This window comes from Actinocorallia libanotica (assembly GCF_039525175.1).
Lineage (GTDB): Bacteria > Actinomycetota > Actinomycetes > Streptosporangiales > Streptosporangiaceae > Actinocorallia > Actinocorallia libanotica.
Window position 1 is genome coordinate 171,080 of sequence record NZ_BAAAHH010000010.1, and the last position, 20,023, is coordinate 191,102.

At 73.2% G+C, this 20,023-nt stretch carries 20 protein-coding genes; 11 read left to right on the forward strand and 9 right to left on the reverse strand.

Annotated elements, in window-relative coordinates:
- Positions 1–32: 32 nt before the first annotated feature.
- Positions 33–401 (forward strand): nuclear transport factor 2 family protein, encoded by a 369-nt coding sequence (locus ABD140_RS15230; protein ID WP_344241169.1) that lies wholly within the window; start codon positions 33–35, stop codon positions 399–401.
- Positions 402–466: 65 nt separating this feature from the next.
- Positions 467–814, forward strand: coding sequence for a DUF1330 domain-containing protein (locus ABD140_RS15235; RefSeq protein ID WP_344241171.1), 348 nt, complete (start codon positions 467–469; stop codon positions 812–814).
- A gap of 3 nt (positions 815–817) precedes the next feature.
- On the opposite strand, the gene ABD140_RS15240 is transcribed toward ABD140_RS15235, so the two are convergent.
- Entirely contained in the window at positions 818–1,159 is a 342-nt protein-coding gene (locus ABD140_RS15240; RefSeq protein WP_344241173.1) for a cupin domain-containing protein, read from the reverse strand.
- Between the two features lie 9 nt (positions 1,160–1,168).
- The gene (locus ABD140_RS15245) at positions 1,169–3,901 is read right to left on the reverse strand and encodes a helix-turn-helix transcriptional regulator (RefSeq protein ID WP_344241175.1); all 2,733 of its coding nucleotides are present in this window, start codon (positions 3,899–3,901) and stop codon (positions 1,169–1,171) included.
- A gap of 84 nt (positions 3,902–3,985) precedes the next feature.
- Between ABD140_RS15245 and ABD140_RS15250 the strand changes: the two genes are divergently transcribed.
- The 3 genes from ABD140_RS15250 (at position 3,986) to ABD140_RS15260 (ending at position 6,458) form a co-directional block, all read left to right on the forward strand.
- Positions 3,986–4,672, forward strand: a complete 687-nt coding sequence (locus tag ABD140_RS15250) for a response regulator transcription factor (protein ID WP_344241177.1) — start codon at positions 3,986–3,988, stop codon at positions 4,670–4,672.
- Positions 4,669–6,081 carry a sensor histidine kinase gene (locus ABD140_RS15255; protein ID WP_344241178.1) on the forward strand — a complete coding sequence of 471 codons (1,413 nt, stop codon included), beginning with the start codon at positions 4,669–4,671 and terminating at the stop codon, positions 6,079–6,081. The genes ABD140_RS15250 and ABD140_RS15255 overlap by 4 nt, the downstream gene beginning before the upstream one ends.
- Positions 6,082–6,149: 68 nt before the next feature.
- Entirely contained in the window at positions 6,150–6,458 is a 309-nt protein-coding gene (locus tag ABD140_RS15260) for a hypothetical protein (protein WP_344241179.1), read from the forward strand.
- Between the two features lie 11 nt (positions 6,459–6,469).
- On the opposite strand, the gene ABD140_RS15265 is transcribed toward ABD140_RS15260, so the two are convergent.
- The 7 genes from ABD140_RS15265 to ABD140_RS15295 are packed head-to-tail and all read right to left on the reverse strand — an operon-like array spanning position 6,470 to position 13,870.
- Positions 6,470–7,798, reverse strand: a complete 1,329-nt coding sequence (locus ABD140_RS15265) for an FAD-dependent oxidoreductase (RefSeq protein ID WP_344241180.1) — start codon at positions 7,796–7,798, stop codon at positions 6,470–6,472.
- Positions 7,795–8,604, reverse strand: a complete 810-nt coding sequence (locus ABD140_RS15270) for an aspartate/glutamate racemase family protein (protein ID WP_344241182.1) — start codon at positions 8,602–8,604, stop codon at positions 7,795–7,797. The genes ABD140_RS15265 and ABD140_RS15270 overlap by 4 nt, the downstream gene beginning before the upstream one ends.
- Complete coding sequence (locus tag ABD140_RS15275; protein WP_344241184.1) at positions 8,601–10,058, reverse strand: FAD-dependent oxidoreductase; 1,458 nt, start codon at positions 10,056–10,058, stop codon at positions 8,601–8,603. Before ABD140_RS15275 ends, ABD140_RS15270 begins: the two co-directional genes overlap by 4 nt.
- A gap of 14 nt (positions 10,059–10,072) precedes the next feature.
- Complete coding sequence (locus tag ABD140_RS15280) at positions 10,073–10,657, reverse strand: cysteine hydrolase family protein (RefSeq protein WP_344241186.1); 585 nt, start codon at positions 10,655–10,657, stop codon at positions 10,073–10,075.
- Between the two features lie 35 nt (positions 10,658–10,692).
- Positions 10,693–11,493 (reverse strand): SDR family NAD(P)-dependent oxidoreductase, encoded by an 801-nt coding sequence (locus tag ABD140_RS15285; RefSeq protein ID WP_344241188.1) that lies wholly within the window; start codon positions 11,491–11,493, stop codon positions 10,693–10,695.
- Positions 11,487–12,893 carry an FAD-dependent oxidoreductase gene (locus ABD140_RS15290; protein WP_344241190.1) on the reverse strand — a complete coding sequence of 469 codons (1,407 nt, stop codon included), beginning with the start codon at positions 12,891–12,893 and terminating at the stop codon, positions 11,487–11,489. The genes ABD140_RS15285 and ABD140_RS15290 overlap by 7 nt, the downstream gene beginning before the upstream one ends.
- Positions 12,890–13,870, reverse strand: coding sequence for an isocitrate lyase/PEP mutase family protein (locus ABD140_RS15295; protein WP_344241191.1), 981 nt, complete (start codon positions 13,868–13,870; stop codon positions 12,890–12,892). Before ABD140_RS15295 ends, ABD140_RS15290 begins: the two co-directional genes overlap by 4 nt.
- 161 nt (positions 13,871–14,031) lie before the next feature.
- Between ABD140_RS15295 and ABD140_RS15300 the strand changes: the two genes are divergently transcribed.
- From ABD140_RS15300 to ABD140_RS15325, 6 genes are read left to right on the forward strand one after another with little or no spacing between them, the layout of a single operon-like run.
- Positions 14,032–15,273, forward strand: coding sequence for an acyl-CoA dehydrogenase family protein (locus tag ABD140_RS15300; protein ID WP_344241192.1), 1,242 nt, complete (start codon positions 14,032–14,034; stop codon positions 15,271–15,273).
- Positions 15,270–16,211 (forward strand): VOC family protein, encoded by a 942-nt coding sequence (locus ABD140_RS15305; protein WP_344241194.1) that lies wholly within the window; start codon positions 15,270–15,272, stop codon positions 16,209–16,211. The genes ABD140_RS15300 and ABD140_RS15305 overlap by 4 nt, the downstream gene beginning before the upstream one ends.
- Entirely contained in the window at positions 16,208–17,056 is an 849-nt protein-coding gene (locus ABD140_RS15310) for an alpha/beta fold hydrolase (RefSeq protein ID WP_344241196.1), read from the forward strand. The genes ABD140_RS15305 and ABD140_RS15310 overlap by 4 nt, the downstream gene beginning before the upstream one ends.
- 14 nt (positions 17,057–17,070) lie before the next feature.
- On the forward strand, positions 17,071–18,246 hold the full coding sequence (locus ABD140_RS15315; protein ID WP_344241198.1) for an acyl-CoA dehydrogenase family protein: 1,176 nt from the start codon (positions 17,071–17,073) through the stop codon (positions 18,244–18,246).
- On the forward strand, positions 18,243–19,109 hold the full coding sequence (locus ABD140_RS15320; RefSeq protein WP_344241200.1) for an alpha/beta fold hydrolase: 867 nt from the start codon (positions 18,243–18,245) through the stop codon (positions 19,107–19,109). Before ABD140_RS15315 ends, ABD140_RS15320 begins: the two co-directional genes overlap by 4 nt.
- A gap of 13 nt (positions 19,110–19,122) precedes the next feature.
- Entirely contained in the window at positions 19,123–19,965 is an 843-nt protein-coding gene (locus ABD140_RS15325; RefSeq protein WP_344241202.1) for a fumarylacetoacetate hydrolase family protein, read from the forward strand.
- The last annotated feature ends 58 nt before the right edge of the window (positions 19,966–20,023 follow it).

Genomic DNA, 20,023 nt, shown 5'->3' on the forward strand with positions numbered 1-20,023 from the left:
CAGGAGAGAGCGAACGCTGAGGAGACAGGGACATGAGCGACATGAACGAACTGGTCCAGAGCTACATCGCCGCGTGGAACGAGACCGACGCCACCGCGCGCCGGGCGGCCCTGGCGGAGGTCTTCGCCGAGGACGGGACGTACACCGACCCGCTGGTCGCCGTCCGGGGCAGGGACGGGCTCGACGCCGCCATCGCGGCGGTCCAGGGCCAGTTCGGCGGACTGGTCTTCGCACTCGGCGGTGCCGTCGACGCCCACCACGACACCGCGCGGTTCACCTGGCACCTGGGGCCCGAGGGAGGCGAGCCGGTCGTCGTCGGCTTCGACGTCGTGGTGGTCGGCGCCGACGGGCTGATCGGGCAGGTGCTGGGCTTCCTCGACAAGGTGCCGGCCGGAGTCTGAGACACCTCGGGGCGGGCCGCCGCACCGGTCCGCCCCGGCCATCCGCGGAACGAAAGGGAGAGAACATGACCGCCTACGCGATAGCCCATCTGCAGGACGCCGCTCCGCACCCGGAGATCGCCGAGTACATCGAGCGCGTCCCGGCCACCTTCGAGCCGTACGGCGGCCGCTTCCTGGTGCACGGCACGCAGCACGAGGTGAAGGAGGGCGACTGGCCCGGGGCCGTCGTGATGATCGGCTTCCCCGGGATCACCGAGGCGCGGGCCTGGTGGGACTCGGCCGCCTACCGGGAGATCGCGCCGCTGCGCTCACGGCACATCAAGGGCGACATCATCCTGGTCGAAGGCGTTTGCGAGGACTACGACCCGGCCTCCACCGCGAAGGCGATGCGGGAGGCGCTGCCCGCCGGGTAGCCCTCAGGCGGCATCGTAGTTGAAGCCGAAGACGCGCGCGCCGGTCTCCGTGCGGGGCCGGTGGCTCGTCCCGGGCCCGAAGGCGACGTAGGTGCCGGGGCCGTGGGTGAGGTCGCCCTCGACGATCTGGCCGCTGACGACGAAGTACGCCTCACCGTAGGCGTCGTGGACGTCGAGGTCCGGCCACACGGCGCCGGGGGCGAGGTCGATCACCCACGTCCGGATTCCCGGCATGCCCGGCAGCATCCGCACGCGGACGCCGGGGCCGGGCTCGACCGGCGGGACCCCGTCGACGTCCAGGTGGAGTGTTCGTCCAGGTGGCACCTGTTCCGGAGGCGTCATCATGACAAGATCTCACAGTCCCAGCCGGGCGGCGAGATCCCTGAGCTCGCCTCGGGAGGCGATGCCGAGTTTGGGATAGGCCTTGTAGAGGTGGTAGCCGACCGTCCGGTGGCTGAGGAAGAGCTGCGCGGCGATGTCGCGGTTGGACAGGCCCTGGGCGGCGAGCCGGGAGATCTGCAGTTCCTGCGGGGTGAGGTCGGCGGCCGCGCCCCCGGTGGGCCTGGAGCTCTGGACGCCGGTCGCGGTGAGTTCGCCGCGGGCGCGTTCGGCCCACGGCCGCATGCCGAGCCGGTCGAAGACCTCCAGGGCGTCGTTCAACGGTCCGCGGGCTTCGGCCTTCCGCCGGGCTCTGCGCAGCCACTCGCCGTAGAGCAGCGCGGTTCTGGCGTACTCCAGGGCGCGGCCGTCCTGATCGTGCAGTTCGAGGGCCGCCGCGTAGAACGCCTCGGCCTGGTCGTCGGCGGCGAGCAGGCCGCGGCAGCGCAGCACGAGCGCGTCCGCCCAGGGCCGCCGTACCGCTTCGGCCCACGCCTCGAAGCGCGCGAAGGGCTCGGCGGCGCGTTCCGGCGCGCCCACCCGTACCGCCGATTCCACCAGGTCGGGAACGGAGCGGGTGGCGCAGATGTGGTGGCGCATCGGTTCGCGGGTCAGGCGCTCGAAGCGGGCGAGCGCCGCCTCGGCGCGGCCGAGGCCCAGGTCCAGCAGACCGAGCGACCAGTGCGCCCACGGCGCGCCGGGGGCGATGGTCCCGGCGGCGGCCCCCGCCAGCCCCGCCTCGGCGTTGCGCCGGCAGGCCGCCTCCTCGCCCTTGGCCGCGTCGAGGTGGGCGAGGACGCTGCTGAACTGGCTGACCCACTGCTGCTGGCCGGTGTCGCGGGCGAGCCCCAGGGCCTCGGTCGCCGTGGCGAGCGCGTCCAGGTGCCGTCCGGTGAACACCTCGCCCTCGGCCATGAAGAACAGCACGGTCGGCAGCCGTCCGGCGCCGCCGCAGGCGCGGTGCTCGGCGGCGAGCGCGGTCGCCAGCTCGTAGGCGTCGGCGTCCTGGCCCGACGCGAGCGCCGCTCCGCACAGGAGCATCGACACCTGGTCGGGGACGCGGCCCCGCCGTCGCACCTCCGCGAGGGCGTCGCTCAGCGGCGGAGGCCGCTCGGAACGGCCGCGGTCCAGGTGGGCGAGGTAGGAGGCCACCGGCGCCAGGGGGTCGCCCTCGTCCAGCGGCAGCGCGGACAGCCGGTCCAGCGTCGCCGCGAGCTGCCGTTCCCCCAGGTACCAGGAGGTGTGGACGGCCTGGATCAGCAGTACGGCGGCCCGGCCCGGATCGGTGTCGCGGACGAGACCGGCGCCGTCGAGCAGCAGCCGGTGGGCGGCGGCGTAGGAGCCCTGCCAGAAGTCCGCGAGCGCCCGCACCTGGGCGACCCGCGCGTGCACCGCCGGGGCCGCGCCGTCCAGCCGCCGTGCCGCGCGGCCTCCGAGGGACCTGGCACGCTCCAGATCCCCTGCCTCCAGCGCGACCTCCGCCGCCAGCACCTCGCGGTGCGCCCTGGCCGCGGGATCGGCGCTCAGCAGGGCCGCCCGTTCGTAGGCCGCCGCGGCCGCCTCGTAGCCGCTGCGTTCGCAGGGGCGGGCGGCGGTGAGCTCCAGCGCGGCGGCGGCCTCCTCGTCGGTTCCGATGGCGGCGGCCGCCAGATGCCAGGCCCGGCGGTCGGCGTGCTCGGACGAGTCGAGGGCGGCGGCGAGCGCGCGGTGGACGGCGAGGCGCTGCCCGAGCGGCGCCCGCTGGTGGACGGCGGCGCGGATGAGGGGGTGGCGGAAGCGGATCGCGGTGCCGTCGCCGCCGCGGAGCACCAGGCCCGCCCGTTCGGCGGGGGCCAGGTCCGCGACGGAGGCCCCCAGCTCGGCGGCGGCGCGCAGGATCACGGTGAGATCGCCGGTCTCGTCGGCGGCGGCCACCAGGAGCAGGCTCTGGCAGGCCTCGGGCATCCGGCTGACCTGGCCGTGGAAGGCCAGGTGCAAGCGGTCGGTGAGGGGGAGCGCCCCCGGCGTGAACGTGCCGCCGCCCTCGGCGGCCAGGGCGACCGGCAGTTCCAGCAGGGCCAGGGGGTTGCCGCCCGCCTCGGCGAGCAGGCGGCGGCGCACGGCGGGCGCGAGCGGGTGCCGGTCGAGCAGGGCCGCCGCCTCCTTCGGGGCCAGCCCGGCGAGCCGCAGCTCCGCGAGGCCGGGTGCGGGGAAGGAGCCTTCGCCGTCCCGGGCGGCGAAGATCATGACCACGCCCTCGGCGTGCAGGCGCCGTGCGGCGAACAGGAGCGCGTCCCGCGACGCCCGGTCGAGCCACTGCGCGTCGTCGACGAGGCACAGCAGCCCCGCGTCGTCCGCGTGCTCGGCCAGCAGGGAGAGCACCGCCAGCCCCACCAGCATCGGCTCGGAGCCGGTGGCGGGCCGGAGCCCGAACGCGGCCTCCAGGGCCTCGCGCTGCGGGCCGGACAGCGCGGCGAGGGAGCCGAGCGCCGGGCGCAGCAGCAGCTGCAGCCCCGAGAACGGCAGCTCCGCCTCGCATTCGACGCCCGTACCGCGGACCAGCCGCAGGTCCCCGGCGGCCGCGGCGGCGTGGTCGAGCAGCGCCGTCTTGCCGATGCCCGGTTCGCCGCGCAGCACCAGCGACGCGCTGGCACCCGCACGCGCCTTTGCCAGCAGCCCGCCGATCACGTCCTCTTCGCGTCTCCTGCCGTACAGCTTCCCCGCGTCCATAAGGCGATCATGGCATTCCTCCGGGAATACTCGGACAGGCCGGTTCTGAGTTCGTTCTGAGGTTGATGCGGTATGTCTCATCGGGTGGGTGAGCGGACAACGGTGCTGGTCGTCGACGACGAGCCGAACATCAGGGACCTGCTGGCGCAGACGCTGCGGCTGACGGGATTCGACGTGGTGGTCGCGGCGTGCGGTGCCGAGGCGGTGGAGGCGGCGCGGGCCGCCGATCCCGCGCTGGTGCTGCTGGACGTGATGCTGCCGGACCTCGACGGGTTCGAAACCGCCCGGCGGATACGCGCCGCCGGGCGCGACGTCCCGATCATCTTCCTGACGGCCAGGGACGCGGTGGAGGACCGGATCGCCGGGCTGACGGCGGGCGGGGACGACTACGTCGCCAAGCCGTTCAGCCTGGAGGAGCTGGTGCTGCGGATCCGGGCGGTGCTGCGCCGCACGGGGGCGGCCGACGGAACGCGGCGGCTGAGCTGCGCGGACCTGGAGCTGGACGAGGACACGCACGAGGTGCGGCGCGGCGGGAACCTCATCGAGCTGTCGCCGACGGAGTTCAAGCTGCTGAACTACCTGCTGGAGAACCAGGGGCGGGTCGTCAGCAAGGCGCAGATCCTGGACCGGGTCTGGCGCTACGACTTCGCGGGGGACAGCCGGATCGTGGAGACCTACGTCTACTACCTGCGCAAGAAGATCGACGCGGACGCGCCGCCGCTGATCCACACGGTGCGGGGCGTGGGCTACCGGCTGCGGGCCGCGCCGTGAGGCGGTGGTCGCTGCGCTCCCGGCTGGCCCTGACGGCCGTGGCGCTCACCGCGCTCGGGCTGCTGGCGGCCAACGGGGCGGGCCTCCTGATGTTCCGCTCCTACCTCGTCGGCCAGGTGGACGACCGGCTCGACCAGATGACCTCGGGGCTCGGCGGCGTCAGGCCCGAACAGCTCATGCTGGTGCAGCGGGTCTGGAGCGAGCTGGGCACCGAGCGCGTCGGCGCGATGGATCTGCGGGGTTTTCAGCTCTACCTCGTCCAGGAGGACGGGAGCCGACGCCTTCTCCCGCCGGACGAGACCGCGCCGGGACCCGAACTGCCCGCACCGGGCCTCCTGCGCGACCGTGCGGCGCAGCGGCCTTTCACCGTGCCGGGCACCGACGGGGAAGGCTCCTGGCGGGTCCGGGTGTCCGGTCTGTCCGACGGATACCTGATGGTGGGCGCCCTGTCCTCGGCCGAGGCCGACCGGACGTTCCTGCGGCTGCTCACCATCGACCTCATCGTCATGGCCTGCGCCCTGGCCGCGGTCGGGCTGCTCGCGCGGGCGACCGTCGGTGTGGGGCTGCGGCCGCTGTCGCGGATGGAGGACACGGCGGAGCGGATCGCGGCGGGCGACCACGCGCAGCGGGTCGCCGACACCGATCCGCGGACCGAGCCGGGGCGGCTGGGCCGGGCGGTGAACCACATGCTCACCCGGCTGGAGGAGGAGATCGGCGCCCGGACGGCGTCGGAGGAGCAGATGCGCCGCTTCCTCGCCGACGCCTCCCACGAGCTGCGGACGCCGCTGACGACGATCCGCGGGTTCGCCGAGCTGGCGCGCTGGGGCGGCTCCGCCGACGAGGCGCTGGCCCGGATCGAGGCCGAGGCGACGCGGATGGGGGTCCTGGTCGACGATCTGCTGCTGCTGGCCCGCCTGGACGAGCGGCGGGAGGTGCGGCGGGCGCCCGTCGACCTGCTGGCGCTCACCGCCGAACTCGTCGGCGACCTGCACCTGCGCCACCCCGAGCGGCGCGTCGGGCTGAACGGCCGGGACACCGGCCTCGAAGCCGTCGTCGTCGCGGGCGACGAGCTGCGGCTGCGGCAGGTCGTGGGCAACCTCCTGGACAACGCGGTCCGCCACACGCCTCCCGAGGCGAGGATCGACGTGGTCGTCGGCCGGAACACCGGCGGCGAGGCGGTCGTCGAGGTGAGCGACACCGGTCCCGGTGTGGCGGCCGAGGACGCGCCCTTCGTCTTCGACCGGCTGTACCGCGCCGACCGCGCCCGCTCCTCCGACGGCGGGTCGGGCCTCGGCCTGGCCATCGCGTCGGCGATCGTGCGGGCCCACGGGGGGGTGCTGGAACTGGACGGCACCCCGGGCGGCGGAGCGACCTTCCGGATGGTCCTCCCGGTTCCCAGCGAGCTCTGACCTTCCCCTGACCGGCCGCTGATCCCGGTGCCCGAGGCTCGTTCCCGTCGGAACGAACGGGAGGAACCATGCGAAAGACCGGACTGGCCGCCGTGCTCCTGCTGGCACTGGGCCTGGCGACCGGCTGCGGCGGCGGCGACCGCGCCGACGAGGACCTCGTGAAGGGGCTGCGCAGCCCGGACACCGAGACCAGGGCGAAAATGGTGCGGTTCGCCCAGTGCATGCGGGACGCGGGTCACGACGTCCCCGACCCGGGGCCGGACGGGTTCGACTTCACGAAGTTCACCGGCGGGGACGCGGACTTCCGGAACGCGGCCAAGAAGTGCCACGAGAAGCACCCCTTCGTCGACCTCGGAGACATCCCCTTCGGCGGCTGATCCCGCAGCCGTCACCCCGTGCCGGCGGCGAGGCCGTTGCCGATGATCCAGCCCATGCCGAAGGCGGACAGGAGGCCGTTGCCGGAGAGGTAGCCGTCGGAGTGGGGGCCCGCGAGGCCGCAGGCGGTGCCTCCACCGGCGTACAGGCGGGGGATCGGCGCGCCGGAGGCGTCCAGGACGCGGCCGGACGGGTCGGTGACGACGCCGCCTTGGGAGGCGAGCAGGCCGTGGGTGACCCATGCGAGGTGGTAGGGGGCGGTGAGGGCGCGGCGGCCGGGCAGCGGGGCCAGGAGGCGTTCGGTCTCCTCGGCCGTGCGGCCCAGGTCCGCCGCCAGCCCCTCCAGGGAGGGATGGTCGCGGACGGCGCCCGCGGCGAGGGACTCGCGCATCATCTCCGACTCGCGGGTGGCGGCCATCGCGGTGGCGTCCCAGATCAGAGCGGCGCGTTCACCGGGCTGCCCCTGGAGGATCCCGGCCATCGACGAGTAGCCCTTGGACTCCTCGTCGACGAACCGCTCCCCGGCGAGGTTCACCAGGACCGCGCCGTTGAACGGCAGAGCGGGGGAGACCCGGGTGCCGTGACCGACGACGACCAGGCCCGAGCGCAGGCCCGCCCCCATGTTCCGCAGCCGCGCCCCCAGGGGGAGCACCCAGGCGAGCGCGTCGCCGGTGGCGCTGGAGACCCCGCCGTAGAACGGCGCCCCGAGGTGGGACAGGTGCTCTTCGACCAGCGTGGGACTGCCCGCGAAGCCGTCGGAGGCGAGCACCACGGTCTGCGCGCGCACCCGCTGCGCCGCGCCGTTCTGCATGACGACGACGCCGGTGACCTCCCCGCCCTCGACCACGAGGCCGACGACGGGCGCCTCGTCGACGAAGGCGACGTTGTCGTGGCCGTCCAGCAGTGCGCGCAGGTGGCGCATGAGCCGCCCGCCGCCCAGCCGTCCGGTGTCGGTGTGCAGGCGGGGCGCGGACATCCCGGCCCGCGGCATGTCCGCACCGATCTCGACGGGATAGCCGGTGTCGGCGATCCACTCGACGAACTCCGGCGCCGCCGCGCAGAGCGCCTCGACGACGGGCCGCCACTCCTCGTCTCCACTGGCCGCGAGAATGTCGTCGGCGTGCCGCCGGGGCGAGTCCTCGATCCCGGCGGCGGCCTGGAAGCGGGTGCCTCCGGCGGCGAGCGAGCCCGAGGAGATCGCCGCGTTGCACCCGTCGCGGGTGGACTTCTCGAAGACGGCCACGACGAGTCCGGGGTTCCGCGCCGCGCGCAGGGCGGTCATCACCCCGCAGGCACCGCCGCCGACGACCGCGACGTCGACTTCCGAATCCCAGCCGCTCATGACAGCGTCCCGTCCGTGCCGTAGAAGGCGCGGGCCGCGTCGATCAGCGGGCGGGGCGGCTGCGCCCCGTAGAAACCGGCGCGCGAGGGCATCAGCCCGGTGGCCTGGAACTGCGCCGCACGCAGCTCGGCGACCCGGACGCAGGTGCCGAGGGAGTCGAGCACCGGCACGTCATCGACCCGGGAGACGCCCTGGTCGGCGAGGAACACGTTGAGCGGCCCCTCGCCGGGGACGATCACGTTCGCGCCGTCCGCGATCGCCCGCCGCGCTGCACGGGTGAACGCCGCCAGCAGCGGCTCCGGGTCGGCGTACGCCGCCATGACGTCGGTGAACTCCGCCTCGACCTGGACGATCGGTCCCACCAGCGCGTCGAGCCGGTAGTTGCGCAGGTTCCGGCGCAACTGGGGCTCCAGCGCCGCGATGAAGTTGACGATCCCGACGCGGTCGCCCAGCGCCCCGGCCATCAGCACCGAGGTCTGCCCGAACGCGACGACCGGGATGTCGACGACCGTCCGCACCTCTTCGTACGCGGTGTCGGGGATGGTGGCGATCAGGAAGGCGTCGTAGCCTTCGTCCTGAGCCCGCAGCGCCGCGTGCACGAACTGCTCGCGGTGCAGTCCGGCGAGGTAGGCGTAGCCGATGTGGGTGCCGGGGTAGTCCGACGGGTAGGTGCCCGGCTTCATCCCGTGGAAGTCGATCTCGGTGCCGGGAGCCGCCTGCGCCCGCAGGTGGCGGGCCAGCGCGTCACGGTAGTGCGGGACGTCGTCCAGGACGGTGAACGACTGGTGCCAGATCCGCACGTTCACGCCCCCTTCGCCAGGGCCGCGGCGTTCGCCCCGGCGATCCGGCCGAACGTGGCGCCGCGCAGCACCGAGGTGGAGCCGGTGTAGTTGGAGTAGTACAGGCCGGTCAGCTCCCCGGCGGCGTACAGGCCGGTCATCGGGCGGCCGTCGCGGTCGACGACCTCGGCGTCCGGCGTGGTCTTGAGCCCGCCGAAGGTGAAGACGTTCGCCGCCATGACCGGGTAGGCCGCGAACGGGCCTTCGGTGAGAGGCAGGCTCCAGTTCGACTTCGGCGGGAGGAGCCCGGCCGTCGCGAGCCCGTCGGGCCGGGAATGGTCGAATCCGGACGGGTCGGGGCAGGCCGCGTTGTAGGCGGCGACGGTCGCCTCCACCGCCGCGACCGGGAGTTCCAGCCGCTCCGCGAGCTCCCCGATCGTCGCGCCGGTGACCGGCGGCAGGTCGGTGCGGATGCCCGCCGACAGGTTCGGCACCGCCAGGCCCCGCTGGTCGAGGATCACCCAGGCGATCCCGCCGGGCTGGTCCTGGACGGCGCGGGTGGTCCGCTCGTACCAGGCGTCGACGGTGCCGCGCGCCTCGTCGACGAACCGCAGCCCCTCGGCGTTGACCAGCACCCCGTAGGGGAAGCAGAAGATCGCCGCCTCGGCCTCGCCGCTGCGCGGGTCGACCGGCTCGGCGTGGAAGAGCGCGAAGTTCCCGGCGGTGGCCGCGCCGAGCGCCAGCGCCATCTCCAGCCCCTCGCCCTTGTTGTGGTTGCCGCCCTTGGCGACCGGCCGGCAGGTCAGCGCCCTGTCGCCGTGGTAGCGGGCCATCAGCTCGAAGTTGCCCTGGTAGCCGCCGCTGGCGAGCACGACCGCCCCCTCGAAGACGGCGGGACCGTCCGGGGTGTGGGCGAACACGCCGTTGATGCCGCGTTCGGAGAAGGCGAGCCGCCGGGCGGTGGTCTCGAAGTGGAACTCCACGCCGAGCCCGCGGGCCGCCTTGCCCATGGCCTCGACGAGGGCGAGGCCGCCGCCGACCGGGGCCATCCGTGTCGTCGACCGGGTGAGGAAGGGGGTCGGCACGAAGTCGAAGCGGACACCGTGGCCGTTCATCCAGGCCAGGGCCCCGGGCGCCTGCTCGGCCAGCGTGGACACGTAGTCCGGGTCGATGGTGTGGGTGGCCCGGTAGAGCGGGCTCCGCCGGTGAGGAGGGAGCGCCGCGTCGTTGACGAGCGACGGGTCGGGGTGGCCCATGAAGTCGTCGACGAGGACGTCCTCGAAGCCGTCCGCGACCTCCTCCAGTGACTTCATCCGGAGGAACGCCTCGGTGTAGCGGGTGTTGCCGCCGGTCTCGGCCTCGGTGGAGCGTTCGAGGACGGCGACGCGCGCGCCCTTCTCGGCCGCCGAGACCGCGGCCGAAAGCCCCGCGACGCCGCCGCCGACCACGACGACGTCATAGCGGTGGGTCTGCTCGGTCATGGAACGGGTCCCCTTCAGAAGTGGAGGTCGGCGGAGCTGGTCACGGAGCCGAACAGCGGCAGCATGTTCGCGACGGAGAACGCGTGGAAGTCGGCGCGGAAGGAGGCGCACATGTCCTCCACGACGATCACCTGAAGCCCGGAGTCCGAGGCGTGCCGGGCGGCCGACTCGACGACCAGGTTGGTGGCGACGCCGCCGAGGACCACCTCGGTGACGCCTTCGGCGGCCAGGACGTCGCGCAGCGGGGTGCCGACGAACGGGTCGACGCAGCCCTTGTCGATCACGGGCTCGCCCGCGACGGGCGCGAGCGCCCGCACGATCTGCGCCTCGGGGGAGTCGGCGAGCATCGCGCGCTGCTCCTCGTAGGGGTCGAAGCGGGGGAGCCGGTTGGTGCGCAGCCGGTAGGAGGGGTCGAAGGCCAGCCGCACGTGGGCGACGAACACCCCGGCCGCGCGGGCGGAGGCCAGGACCTTCCCGGCCGTGGCGAGCACGCCGCGTTCGGCGACCTGCGCGGCCAGCGGGGGCATCCGCAGGTGCGGACCCTCCTCGCAGAGCGCGACCTGGTAGTCGAGCATGAGCAGTGCCTTCTTGGTGGTCATCACGAACCGTCCTCGGTGAATCGGGGTGGAAGGGGCTACCAGGCGGACCAGCCGCCGTCGATGTACACGACCTGGCCGGTCATGTACGCCGAGGCGGGGCCCGCCATCAGGAGCAGGGGTCCGGCGAAGTCGGCGTCGGGGTCGCCGAGGCGGCCGAGCATGGTGCGTTCGGCGAACCACTTCAGCCGGTCGGGCCGCTCGCCGAGGGCGGCCGTCATCTGGGTCGGGTAGAAGACGCCGGGCGCCAGGCAGTTGACGGTGATCCCGTGCGGGCCGAGCTCGGCGGCCAGTGCCCGTGTCACGTTCACGACCCCGGCCTTGGCGGCGTAGTAGGCGGACTCGGGGACCGGTCCGACCCGCTCGGCGTACACGGTGGTGAGGTTGACGATCCGGCCGCCCCGGCCCTGCCGGGTGAGGGTCTTGCCCGCTTCGCGGCCGACGAGCCAGGTCCCGGTCAGGTTGACCCGCACCACCTGCTCGAACTCCTGGAGCGAGGTCTCGTCGTAGGGCTTGCGCAGCATGATCCCGGCGGCGTTGACGACGATGTCGATCCGCCCGTGGGCGGCGGCGACGTTCTCGAAGAGGGCGGCCACCGACCTCTCGTCGGTCACGTCGACCCGGTGCTCGCTGGCCTGGTTCTCCATGGCCCGGTGCCCGCCGGTCCAGCAGGTCCGCGCGGTGGCGGCCAGGTCCTCGCCACGCGTGGCCAGGTCCGCGACGGCGACGACCGCCCCCGCCTCGGCCAGCGTCCGGGCGGCCCGCTCGCCGAGCCCTCCGGCCGCGGCGCCGATGACCAGCGCCACCTTGCCCGACAGGTCGAACAGCGCGTTCACCACTCCAGCTCACTCTCCTCCGCCGCCGCGTGCGTGCCGGCGAGGCGCCCGAAGACGCCGGACTTGCCGATGGAGGTGCCGGTCATGTAGCCGGCACCGTGGAAGCCGCCGACGATCTCGCCCGCGGCGTAGAGCCGTTCGATCGGCTCGCCCCACCAGTCCAGGACCCGCATCCGGGTGTCGACGGTGAGCCCGCAGTACGTGGCGAGCACGACGGTCCCCGACGGGTGGGCGTAGAACGGCGGCCGGTCGACCGGCGTCGGCTCCCCGACGCCGCCGGAGAGGCGGGCGCGGCCGAGCGGGTCGGGCGTCCCGTCGGCGATCGCCGCGTTGTACTGCGCGACGGTCTCCTGCAAGGAGCCCTCCGGCAGTCCGATCGCGGCCTCGAGACCGGCGATCGTGTCGGCTTTGAGCAGCATCCCGGCACGTTCCCGGCCCGCGAACTCGTAGATCGGCACCTCGTCGTTGGACAGGGCCATCGTCCGGGCGTCGAAGACCTGCCAGGTGGTCACGCCGGGCTGGACGAGCGCGGCGTCGCCGATCTCCTTGTAGTTGCGCGACTCGTCGACGAAGCGCCGGCCCTCCCGGTTGACGGCGATGGCGCCCTTGTAGACGGCGAGGATCCCGGTGCCGTCCTCGTCGGGGTGCTCGGTGTGGAAGTGCCCGTAGGTGCCCTTGATGTAGGGGGTGTCGCGGAGCCCGGCGCCGAGCGCCATCGCCATCTTCAGGCCGTCGCCCTGGTTGCCCGCGCCGCCTTGGCGCAGCGCGTGCTCCATCTGCGGCGCGAAGGCGGCCAGCAGCTCGGGGTTCATGGAGAAGCCGCCGGTGCCGAGCACCACCGCGTCGGCGAGGATCTCGCGGCCGTCGGCGAGGAGGACGCCGGTCACCCGGGTGCCGTCGTGCAGCAGCCGTTCGGCCGGGGCGTCGAACACGATGCGGGCGCCGAGCTCGCCGGCGGCCTTGAGCAGCTGGACGAGCATGCGGGTGGTGTCGGTGGGGTGGCTGCGCGGAGCGGTCTGGCCCGAGGCGGCGTGGATCTCGCCGTACCGCACGCCGTGCGCCTTCAGCCAGCGGTAGGCCGCGAGCTGGTGTTCGCAGTAGAGGTCGACGAGCGCGGGGTCGTTGCGGTGGCGGCCGACTTCGAGGAGGTCCTTGCGGAGCAGCTCGACGGAGTCGGTGATGCCCTGCTCGGCCTGCTCGTCGGTACCGGCGAAGGCGGACAGGCCCGCTGATCTCACCGTGGAGCCGCCGATGTCATCGGTCTTCTCCAGCAGCACGGCGTACCGCCCGGCCTCGGCGGCGGCCAGCAGTGCCGCGCAACCGGCGAGACCCGCGCCGAGGACGAGCACGCCGGCCCTCTCGGGCGGCTCGGCCATGACGGGCAGGCCGGGGATCCCGCTCACTTGATCTTCCCCAGCTCCTGGTCGAGCGCCGTCTCGGCGGCGCTGAACGCCGGCAGGTTGAACAGGCTCTGGCGCTCCGACCAGCTCACCATCCGGTCGGCGCGCGAGGCGGTCTCGCCGTGCTCGCGCAGGTGCGCCAGCGCCTCGCGCCCGGCCAGGTGCATCGAGCGCATCAGGTAGTTGGCGAACAGCACGACGCCGAAGCCCAGCTCGGCGTACTCCGCGAGGGTGAGCTGGGGCGTCTTGCCGCCCTCCACGACGTTGACGACCAGCGGGGTCCCGGCCAGCTCGCGGCCGACCAGGGCGAGCTCGTCGACGGTCCGGGGCGCCTCGATGAAGAGCACGTCGGCCCCGGCCTCGACGTAGGCGCGGCCGCGCCCGATCGCCTCGTCGATCCCGTGCGCCGACCGGGCGTCGGTGCGCGCGATGATCACCAGCGCGTCGTCGGCGCGCGCCTCGCAGGCCGCGGCGATCTTGGTCTGCATGTGGCCGGGCGGGATCAGCGTGTGGGCGTCGAAGTGGCCGCAGCGCTTGGGCGCCTCCTGGTCCTCCAGCTGGAGCCCGGCCACCCCGGCGCGCTCCAGCAGCCGGACGGTGCGCATCGCCGCGAGGGGGCCGCCGTAGCCGGTGTCGGCGTCGCAGACCAGCGGGATCCGCACCGCCTCGCAGAGCCGCCCGGCGTGGTCGGCGACCTCGGTCTGGGAGATCAGCCCGAGGTCGGGCAGGCCGTATCCGGCGTTGGCGAGCCCGGCGCCGGTGGCGTAGACGGCGGTGAACCCGGCCTCCTCCACGAGCCGGGCGCCCAGGGCGTCGGTCGCGCCGGGCAGCACCAGCGGCCGGAGGCGCCGGACCGGGCGGGCGGCGGCGCCGGCCAGCGCGGCGCGCAGTGCGAGCCGCCGGTCGCGGGCGCTCGGGCCGGGGCCGACTCCGGCCAGCGACGAGGTCAGGCTCGGGTCCCAGGGGCGGATGTGCGGCACGAAGACTCCTCCATGTAGCGATCACTACAGGAGGAACTGTGGCACTGGTCACCCCCTGTTGGCAACCCTTCGCGGGTGGTGGAGAACTTTGTGGTAGCAGTCACAGATTTCTGGCCGAACCCCTTGCGTTCTCTGGAGTGATCGCTCTACGGTTCCGTGTAGTGACTGCTACAGAGATCCACGTCACGCACTGGTGCTCACGTCTCACCCCGAAGGAACTGACGCCGATGACCGTCCTGGACGAGATCCGCCGGCTCGAAACCGAGCTGCGCGCCGAGGAGGAGCTGGCGGCCGGGCAGCGTTCGCTGACCGACCGGACCTTCACCCGCCTGAAGGAGACCGGGCTGATGCGCGGCCTCCAGCCCAAGCGCTGGGGCGGTGCCGAACTGTCCCTGCGCGAGCACCTCACCAGCGTCTACGAGCTGGGCCGGATCGCCCCGTCGGCGGGCTGGGTGGCCGGCGTCATGGGCTCCCACCCGTGGCAGATCTCGCTCTTCCCCGAGGAGACCCAGGCCGAGGTGTGGGAGGCCGACCCGGACTGGAACGCCTCCTCCTCCTACGCCCCCACCGGAAAGATCGAGCCAGTCCCCGGCGGCTACAAGGTCTCCGGCCGCTGGTCGTTCTCCTCCGGCTGCGACCACGCGCAGGGCGTCATCCTCGGCGGCTTCGCCGGGAAGGTCGAGGTCGCGCCGGGCGTCGAGGTCCCCAACTACGGCTCCGCGCTGCTGCACCGCGACCAGTACGCCATCGAGGACACCTGGCACGTGCGCGGCTCCCGCGGCACCGGCAGCAAGGACATCGTCGTCGCCGACGCCTTCATCCCCGAACGCCGCTTCCTGTCCAGCCCGCTGCACGAGTACAACCCCGAGCGGCCCGCGCCCGGCATGGAGACCAACCCCGGCGCCCTCTACCGGCTGCCGTGGGCGGTCATGTTCAACCTCGTCCTCGTCGCGCCGATGCTCGGCCTCGGCCGCCGCTTCCTCGACGACTGGACCGCCGACACCGCCGTCCGCAAGGCCAACTGGGGCGGCACCTACGCCGACGACCCCCTCATGCAGATGCACCTGGCCGAGGCCGAGTGGATCCACGACGCGGCGGTCAAGAAGATGTACGACGCGATCGACACGATCACCGACGCGGCCGAGGCCGGCGTCTTCCTCGAGCGCCGCGAGCGCGCCCGGATGCGCTGGAACATCACCAAGGGCTGCCAGGAGGTCGGCTTCGCGGTCAACAAGCTGATGCGGGTCGCCTCCGGCCGGACGGTCTTCGTCGACCACCCGATGCACCGCCTCTACCAGGACGTGATCGCCGAACTCGGCCACGCGTTCCTCGTCTCCGACGGCGTCGGCCGGTTCTACGGCGCCGAGCTCCTCGACTCTTCCGCCCCGGAGGTCATGCTGTGATCACCCAACTCGCCTACCTGGGCATCGCCTCGCCCGCGTTCCAGGAGTGGCGCGACTACGCCACCCGGCTGCTCGGCGCGGTCGTCGCCGAGGACGGCCCGGACGGCGCGGTCCGGATCAAGGTCGACGACGCGGGATACCGCGTGGCCGTCCACCCCGCCGAGCAGGACGAGCTGCGGTACGTCGGCTGGGCCTGCCACAACGAGACGCGGCTGCACGAGTACGCGGCCGAGCTGCGCGCCAAGGGCCTGGAGCTGCACGCCGGCACCGAGGCGGAGCTCAAGGAGCGGCAGGTCGCCGAGCTGTACTGGTTCGCCGACCCGTTCGGCAACCGCCACGAGCTGGTCTGGGGCCGGTACTCCCACCCCAACTCCTTCTTCCCCGGCCGTCCCATGCGCGGCCGCTTCGTCACCGGCGACCAGGGGCTCGGCCACATCGTGCTCATCGTGCCGGACCTGGCGCGCGCCGACGCGTTCTTCGCCGGGACGCTGGGCTTCCGCCTGTCCGACCGGGTGAAGAGCGACATCTTCAACCTGCGCTTCTACCACTGCAACGGCCGCCACCACTCGCTGGCGGTCGCCGAGATCCCCGGCGTGACCGGCATCAACCACCTGATGCTGGAGGTCGAGTCGTTCGACGACCTGGGCACCGCGATCGACCTGTTCAGCGCCGACCCCGACCGGGAGATCCTGCTCTCGCTCGGCCGGCACACCAACGACCTGATGACCTCCGTCTACGTGCAGACGCCGTCCTCGATGCAGATCGAGTACGGCCACGGCGGCATGACGGTCGACGACCTCACCTGGGTGGCGGGCACCCACGACCTGCCGTCGATCTGGGGGCACCACCGCTCCCAGGCCTACCTCGACGGCCCGCCCGGGATCTTCCGCGAGATCGGGACCGCGGACGCGAACGAGACCACGGAGGCGGACCGGTGACCACGACGACCATGCGCGTCGAGGACGTCGCGATCAGCGGAGGCCGCCACCTGCGGGTCATCCAGACCGGTGAGCCCGGCCGTCCCGCCCTGCTGTTCCTGCACGGCTCCGGACCGGGTGTGACCGCCGCGTCCAACTGGCGGGAGGTCGTCGAGGGGCTCGGCGACACGTTCCACTGCGTCGCCCCCGACATCCTGGGCTTCGGCGACTCCAGCCACCCCGACCCGCAGCCGCAGGGCTTCGCGGCCCAGGCCGAGGTCCGCATCGCGGCGCTGCTGGAGCTCGTCGACGCGCTGGGCCTGGAGAAGGTCGTCCTGGTCGGCAACTCCATGGGCGGGATGTACTCCCTGCGCATCGCCCAGCTCCGCCCCGAGCTGGTGGAGCGGATCGTGCTCATGGGCTCGGGCGGCATGCCCGGCCTGGAGCCGACCCCCGGGCTGATCAAGCTGATCACCTACTTCGACGACCCCACCGTCGAGGCGATGGCCGAGCTGCTCATCCAGTTCGTCCACGACAAGAACGCCTTCGGCGCCCGGGTGGAGGAGGTGGCGGCCGAGCGCATGGAGATCGTCCGGCGCCCCTGGATCGAGGCGGGGCACCGCGCCATGTTCGGCCCGGAGATGCTCAGCTTCACCCCGGAGGACCTGGCGAAGATCGACATGCCGACGCTGGTCGTGCACGGCCGCCAGGACGTCATCGTGCCGATCGAGTGCAGTTACTACCTGGCCGAGCACCTGCCGCAGGCCGACCTCTACGTCATCAACAGGTGCGGCCACTGGACCCAGATCGAGCAGGCGTCCCGCTTCCAGGAGATCCTCCGGGACTTCGTCGCGAGCGGGAACTGAGAGGGGGAACCGACATGAGCATGATCGAAAAGGCGCGGGCGGCGGCGCCCGCCCTCGCCGCGGCCGACGCCCCGAGCGCGGCCCAGGGCCGGCTCACCGACGAGGCCGTCGCGGCGCTGGACGCGACCGGGGTGCTGCGGGCGCTCCAGCCCGCCCGCTGGGGCGGCGGCGAGGCGCACCTCGCCGAGTACGCCGAGACCGTGATCGAGATCGGCCGCGCCTCGGCCTCCGCCGGGTGGGTCGCCTCCGTCGTGGGCGTGCACCCGTGGCAGATCGCCCTCTTCCCCGAGGAGACGCAGGCCGAGATCTGGGGCGAGGACCCGGCGCGCAGGCTGGCCTCCTCCTACACCCCGACCGGCAGGGTCGAGAAGGCGCCCGGCGGCTACCGGGTCTCCGGCCGCTGGAGCTTCTCCTCCGGCTCGGGCATCTGCGACGGCGTCATCCTCGGCGGCATCGCCGGGCGGCGCGAGGTGAACGGCACGGAGTACCCCGACTTCACCTCGGTGATCCTCGACCGCGCCGACTACCGGATCGAGGACACCTGGAACGTCGCGGGGCTGCGCGGCACCGGCTCGAACGACATCGTCGTCGACGACGTCTTCGTGCCCGAGCACCGCGGCCAGTCGCACGTCCTGTACACCCACGGCCTCGGCACCCCGCTGCCCGGCCAGGAGCTCAACGACGGCCCGCTCTACCGCACCCCCTGGGCCGTCACCTTCAACCTCATCATCGCGGCCGGGGCCGTCGGCGCGTGCCTCGGCTTCTACGACCGGTGGGTCGCCGAGACCCGCACCCGCCGCACCAACTACGGCCAGCTGCTCCGCGAGGAGCACCAGGTGCAGAACCACCTCGCCGAGGCCGCCTGGCAGCTCGACGCCGCCGTCCTCAAGGTCAAGCGCGCCGCCGACGAGCTGATGGAGCACGCCGGACGGCACGAGATCCCCACCCTGGAGCAGCGCGCCTTCTGGCGGTGGGACGTCGCCCGCGCGGCCAACGCCGCGACCGACGCCGTCCAGTCCCTCATGCGCGTCTCCTCCGGCCGCTCGGCCTTCGTCGACCACCCGCTCCAGACCCGGTTCCAGGACGCGGTGGCCGCGAGCAGCCACGCCTTCCTGTTCGACGACCCCCTGGCCAAGGCCTGGGCCGGCCGCCACCTCGGCGCCGAAGAACTCGCGGTGGTGCACCTGTGAACACGGCATCCGCCATCACCTCCTCCGACGTCGCGGTCTCCGTGCGCGGGCGGGAGCTGACCTTCCGGCTGCACGAGACGGGGGAGCGCGGGACCGAGGCCGTGCTGTTCCTGCACGGTTCCGGACCCGGCGCCACCGGGCTGTCGAACTGGGAGCGGATCATCGCCGACCTCGGGCACCGCTTCTGGTGCCTGGCGCCCGACCAGATCGGCTTCGGCGACTCCGCGCACCCGCTCGACCCGCCGCGCGGGATGGGCCCGTTCAACGAGCTGCGCGCCGAGGCGCTGCTGGCGCTCGCCGACGAGCTGGGCCTGCGCAGGGTCCACCTGGTCGGCAACTCCATGGGCGGCCAGCTCGCCGTCCTCATGACGCTGGCCCGCCCGGAGCTGGTCGGCAAGATCCTGCTCATGGGCAGCGGCGGCGCCCCGAACCTGCCGGTCAGCCCCGGCCTCGCCCACCTGCGCGAGTTCTACGCCGACCCGAGCGCGGAGTCGCTGGAGGGCCTGCTGACCGAGTTCGTGCACGACCTCGCGCCCCTGCGCGACACCGTCGACCGCGTCGTGAAGGAGCGCATGGCCTACGTGACCCGCGAGGACGTCCGCCGGTCGCACGAGGCGTCGTTCGACCCGGACGGGGGCCGCCGCTTCTTCACCCCGGAGGAGCTGGCGGCCATCACCCACGAGGTGCTGTGCGTCCACGGCCGGGACGACCGGATCATCCCGGTCGCCGCCAGCCGGTACTTCGCCGACTCGCTGCCCAACGCGAACCTCTACGTCATCGGCAGATGTGGGCACTGGACCCAGATCGAGCACCCCGAGACCTTCGAGAGGCTGCTCCTGGGCCTGATCGACGGCCGGATCTAGGGAAAGACACACCATGCGCATCGCCAACCACGCCGGCCGCGCCGTCCTCGTCCTGGCGGACGACAGGGCCGCGGACATCGCCACCGCCTCCGGCGGGCGCTTCGGCCCCGGCCTCCAGAGCGTCTACGACGCCTGGCCGGAGTTCACCGCCTGGGCCGCGACCGCCGACCCCGTCTCCGACGTGGAGCTCGACCGGGCGCTGCTCGGCCCGCCGTCGCCGGCCCCCTCGCAGATCGTGGCGATCGGCCTGAACTACGCCGACCACGCGACCGAGACCGGCTTCGAGCCGCCCAAGGACCTCCCGCCGGTCTTCACCAAGTTCGCCTCGTCGCTCACCGGCCCCCACGGCGAGATCGCCCTCCCCGAGGGCGGCCACACCGACTGGGAGGTCGAGGTCGTCGCCGTCATCGGCAGGACGGCGCACAGGATCACCGAGGCCGAGGCCTGGGACCACGTGGCGGGCCTGTCGGTCGGCCAGGACCTCTCCGAGCGGATCCTCCAGTTCACCGGCCAGTCCCCGCAGTTCGGCTTCGCCAAGTCCTACCCGGGCTTCGCCCCGACCGGCCCCTGGCTCGTCACCCTCGACGAGGTCCCCGACCGCGACGACCTGGCGCTGGGCTGCGCCATCGACGGCGAGACCGTCCAGGACGGCCGCACCTCCAAGCTCCTCTTCTCCATCCCCCGCACCATCGCCGAGCTCGCCGAGGTCATCACCCTGAGGCCCGGCGACGTCATCTTCACCGGAACCCCCGACGGCGTGGGCTACGGCATGGACCCGCAGCGCTTCCTGCGACCCGGCGAGACGCTGCGCACCTGGGTGGAGGGCATCGGCGAGATGGAGCACACCTTCCGCTGAACCCACCCGGAGAAAGGCCCCGAGGCGATCGCCCGGGGCCTTCACCGCGTTAGGGTCA